The sequence below is a fragment of the Aquiflexum sp. genome (assembly GCF_977115555.1).
Genome location: NZ_CDSBKL010000560.1, coordinates 1 through 2,100, shown reverse-complemented (window position 1 = coordinate 2,100; position 2,100 = coordinate 1). Strand labels below are relative to the sequence as shown.

1 protein-coding gene is annotated in these 2,100 nt (G+C 43.0%); it reads left to right on the top strand.

Features of this window, described 5'->3' with window-relative positions; translation table 11 throughout:
* Positions 1 to 2,100 (top strand): hypothetical protein (locus tag ACZFYI_RS19565; RefSeq protein ID WP_462525803.1); only part of this gene is annotated, 2,100 nt, incomplete at both ends.

Genomic DNA, 2,100 nt, shown 5'->3' with positions numbered 1-2,100 from the left:
CCGCTTCCTCGATCTTCAAAAAGCAGAAGCCCAGACTCGAGAGGCTCAAATAGAAGCAGCACTGGAAAAAGTCCGTTCCCGGTCCCTAGCCATGCATAGAAGTAATGAGCTAAAAGAAGTGGTCTCAGTTCTTTTCGAAAGATTAAAAGAGCTTCAAATCCCATTTACAGCGATAGGAATTGGCATTTATATCGAAGGTTCTAAAGACTTGGATTCCTATGTATGTGGTGAAAATGAGGCTGGCTTGGTCATCACCAATTACCGTCTTCCTTATTTCGAAAATCAAATCCCGAAGGACTTAAATAATGCCCTTGAAAAGCAACTGGATTTTTTTGAGGGTCATTATTCAAAAGAAGAAAAAGATGCCTTCTATAGCTATGTGATTGAACATACTGCTGAATTCAGGCATTTGCCCGAGGATATCAAACGCATGATATTCGATAGCACCAACTATACCATTTCCATGGTGGCAGTTAAAAATGCAGTTTTTAATATCAATGATTTTGAAGGCAAGGTATTGGCACGGTCAGAAATAGAAATCATCCAACGATTTGCGCGGGTATTTGACCAAGCCTATACTCGATTTCTCGATCTTCAGAAATCTGAAGTACAGGCACGGGAAGCGCAGATAGAAGCAGCTTTAGAACGCGTGCGTTCCGCTTCAATGGCCATGCACCAAACCTCTGAATTGGGTGAAGTGATCAGGACCGTATTCGGCCAACTAAAAGTGTTGAATGTGTCGTTGGATGCCTGTTACATCGATATTTTTGAACCTGATAACTGGGGTCTTAATATCTGGGTCGGTACAGAGACGAATACCTATCCGGAAAAGCTAACTGTGTCTTATCTCGATCATCCGCTGTTCAACAAGACCAAAGAAGCCCGTTTGCTGAAAAAATCATTTTTTACAGTGAATTCCGACAAGGAGGTGAAGGATAAGTTAATCAGACATCTGGCTTCTGAAAGTGATATGGTACAAGAGCGGTTGGATTTAATGCTCCAAAGCGATAGTGTCGATATGTCTATTGCCCTTTCAGAACATGCAGCACTTAATGTGTACAATTATCAGGGAAAACCTTACTCAGAAGAGCAGAATGAGATCGTTATACGTTTTTCACGGGTATTTGAGCAGGCCTACACCCGCTTTCTCGATCTCCAAAAAGCGGAAGCCCAGGCAAGGGAAGCGCAGATAGAAGCAGCCTTAGAGCGGGTGCGAAGCAGGAGTATGGGAATGCAAAAAAGTGAGGAATTGCAGGAAGTCATCCAGGTGGTGTATCAGCAATTTGTAGGCTTGGGAATTCCTATTGAGCACACAGGCTTTATCATGGACTATAAGAATCGCGAGGATATGAATATATGGCTGGCTGATTCCATTCAGTTTCATTCAGAAATCACCTTTCCCTATTTTGATTCTCCTCATTGGAACAGCTTCCGAGAAGCCAAATCTAAGGGCGAAGACTTTTTTGCAAACCTTCTGGATTTTGACACCAAAAACAACTTCTATAAAGGCCTGTTTTCCTTTATCCCTGACCTGCCCCAAGAGAAGCAGAATTTTTATTTTGCCCAAGAGGGGCTTTCGATCTCCACAGTGCTTCTGGATAATGTTGGGCTTTATATCGAAAACTATACAACAACGCCCTTCACTGACGAAGAGAATCAGGTATTGATGAGATTTGGGAAGGTTTTCCAGCAGACCTATACACGCTTCTTAGACTTACAAAAAGCCGAAGTCCAAGCTAAAGAAGCCATCAAACAAGCCTCTTTGGACCGTGTTCGAGGTGTGATTTCCAGCATGAGATCGGCGTCTGATCTGGAAGTGATTACGCCTTTGATATTCAAGGAACTGACAATTTTGGGTGTTCCATTTATCCGATGCGGGGTTTTTATCATCCATGAAAAAGAAGAAATTGTTGAATCCTATCTTTCTTCCCCTGACGGTCATTCCCTTGGGGTTTTGAGGCTTCCCTATCAGGCAAGCGAACTCACTTACCATACTGTGGAAGCCTGGAGAAAGGGCGTGGTTTACCATCAGCATTGGAATAAGGAGGACTTCATCCAATGGATCAACCAATTGATGGAACAGGATCAGATCCAGGACAG